This window comes from Clostridium sp. (genome assembly GCF_036646415.1).
Taxonomy (GTDB): domain Bacteria; phylum Bacillota; class Clostridia; order Clostridiales; family Clostridiaceae; genus Clostridium_J.
On sequence record NZ_JAVXMF010000056.1, the window covers coordinates 1 to 3,215 of the forward strand.

The 3,215-nt window shown below is 27.8% G+C and carries 2 protein-coding genes; both read right to left on the minus strand.

Annotated elements, in window-relative coordinates; all coding sequences use genetic code 11:
• Positions 1–1,292, minus strand: a 1,292-nt coding sequence (locus tag RSD37_RS16585) for an LlaJI family restriction endonuclease (RefSeq protein ID WP_346947839.1), incomplete at its 3' end; no start/stop codon positions are given.
• Between the two features lie 11 nt (positions 1,293–1,303).
• Positions 1,304–2,902, minus strand: a complete 1,599-nt coding sequence (locus RSD37_RS16590; protein ID WP_346947840.1) for an AAA family ATPase — start codon at positions 2,900–2,902, stop codon at positions 1,304–1,306.
• Between the last annotated feature and the right edge of the window lie 313 nt (positions 2,903–3,215).

A 3,215-nucleotide genomic window follows, 5' to 3' on the forward strand; every position in this document is an offset into this window, starting at 1 on the left:
ACACTTGTAAATCCATGTTTTAAAATAAAATCATTATATGCTAATTGATATAAATACTGCTTTGTAACATCTCCTACACCTGGTTGGCCTTGTACTTTATTTTTTTCTAATTTTATATTGTAATACTTTGCATCAAAAATACCAAAACACATACCTTTATCTGTATTATATAAAGATATTAAATCAGGAGTTAAAGTATCCTTAGCTAAATTATTATGAGTATTACCTTCTGAGTCAAAATGCTTCCATACAGGTTTTTCAATAATCTCTAATAAGGTATTTTTTTTTCTAGAGGTATAATCATTATGAATCTCTGTAGGTAACTTTAATTTACCTATAGGAGTTGATAGCTTATTATCAAAAACATCTGCACAAACTTTCTCCCATACAAGATTGAAGCTATTTGTGCCATACATACTTAATCCAAAACTATCATCAAATGATTTACTATGAGCTATATATGTATAAAGTGTTTTTAATAATCTTTGCTTTCTAGTTACAAATTGAACATTTAGCTCTCTTTGTAATCTGTATAAAATATAGTCTATATCTCCGAAATCAGCTATACACTCTTCTGAAATATTAATATCTTCTATCTCAAAAACTTCTAGTAGCTCTCCCTGTTTCAATTTGTTACAGCACTCTGTAACAATACATCTGTGTAATCTAGTGAAATAATCCATTTCATCACTAACTGTATTTATTGTTTGCAACTCAGTATAAAATGGTCTGTTGTTACTTATAATGGCGAATGTTTCATTAATTGTATTATCCCACAATATTTCACCCTCACCATTGGTTTCTATAATATCTTGTTGGTTAATATATGCTCCATTTTCATTATAGTCATTTATAAGATATAGAATTATTGATAATAGATTAAATGCTCTTTGCTCTTCATCTCCATTAAATAAATTTATAATCTGCTCTTTTGAATTGTATTTATTTAAGACCTTAAGAACTTGCTTCATTTCTTCTAGTGGAGCTTTTTTAGTTAATAAATATTTTGGAAAACACTTAATAACTATATTTCCTACTGTTAGTACTCCTACAAATGTAAATACATAGTAGTATTCATCATTCATATCTACATCAACTATTTCAATATCTTCATCAGTTAAATCAGTTAAATTCTTTTGTGTAGATGTAGAGTTAACCATCTTCAAAATACCATAAGCTTTTAATTTTTTAACTAAATCTTTAAACTCTTCGTCATTTAGCTTAAAAATATTTTTTAACTGCTCTTTTGAGTATCGTTTTTGTTCTCTTATGTACTCAGACATTATGTTCATTACAAAAACACCTACTCTTTCTCTGCTATGTAAGAAAGGTTATCAACTTTTCTCCCCTGTGTGCTATATATATCTACATTTTCTCTATCGAATATATCGTATTGAGTATCTATTCCAAAGATTGCTTCTCCTATTTTATCAAAAGCTTCACATACTGAAGAGTATTTAGAATGATCACTACATCCTTCAAATAATTTTTGCTTATATTGCTTTGCTGCATCTTCATAAAGATACATTATTATTTTACTCTTAAATGTTTCTATAAACTTTTTGTTATCTTTAACATAGTTATTACCTTCTGGTGTACTTATAACATCTTTAGAAAGGAAATATGGCCCTAATAACTTATCTTCATTTACTTTACAAACCTTAGATAACTTATTATTTATAGCCATTCTTAAATCATTCCAATTAACATCATGTTCATCTTTACCTAGTTTAACTATAATCTTTTTAATGCCTTCAGAATTTTCATTTATACCTATATACTCAAAGTTCCATCTACGCTTAAATGCTGTATCCATAGGGAATACTCCTTGGTCTGCACTATTCATAGTAGCCCATAGATACATATTTTTAGGTATTCTTATTCTTTCATAATCTGATTCTTTTCCTTTAAGCTCATCTGCTAAGTACGCTCTCATATCTTCACTTGTTTCTATTTCATATTCACTTTGTCCATTATCTCTATCAAGTAATTGGAATACATCTCCAAATACTGCAGCTACATTAGCTCTATTTATTTCTTCTATCAATAATAAATATGGTTTAGGGTTATTTTCTTTTATACTTCTTATAGCTTTTACATAAGTTCTCATAAATGGACCTGGTACATATTTATATGTAATTGTTGTAGTTTCAACTCCCTTAACTAATTCTTTAACTGGAACTGGCTTATATGTCCCTACAAATTGAGCATATGAATAATTTGGATGGAATGTAACTCTTTCAAAGTTTTGTCCAAATACTACTTTATCATTTTCTAATCTATTACTTTTTCCTGTTCCTGGTGCTCCAAATACAATTCTATTATGAGTATGCTCTATATTAAGTTCAAAATCATTATTTATCTCTTGTTCATTGTTTTCATCATCTTCTTCTGACTCTATCTCACTTCTATCTATACCTTGATTTATTACATTAAATTTAACATCTAAAGTTAATGTTTTATTTTCTTCATCTATATCTAATATTAATTCATTACCTGCTAAGTTATTATCAATTAATGCAATGAACCATTCATATTCTTTTAAATCAAGTTTCTTATATACTGTCCTGTATAATTGAAATTTCCCATTTGATGCATTTATTGAAGCTATGAATTTATTATTTACCTTTGCATAATCTTCACCAATTAACCAAAGTGCTCCTTTACCTAGTTTAAATTTATACTCCTCTGAAACTACAAAAGCATCTCCATCTGTACTTTTTCTTGCATAATCAATACTATGGTCTTGTACTAAAACATTTTTTTCTCTTGCAGCTTCAAAGAATTCACTTGGTAAGTTGTATGATCCTTGACTATTCTTAGCGGTTTTTAATATTTCATTTTCACCTTCATTAATATAATATCTAGCTTCTGAACTACTTATTAACTTTGTATATTTCATCTATTATTCTCCTTCTTAACTTCTATAGCTACACCTATTCTAACATATATCCAATTGAATTTTATACTATTCAAATAGATGCTCTATTGGAAGAAAAAATCTTAAACTAATATTAAACTACTTACTTAAAATGAATGCGCAAAAATAGCCTGTATATTAGCTTGTACAGGCTTTCATTATTACTTAGATATTTGTATTAAAAGCAAAATTCTTGACCTCTATGCCTTTAATATCTCCACTAACCCAACTATCCTTAACCTTTTCTTCATCACAGTTCATACTATCAGCACTCTTGGAACTTTTTCTGCTCTTA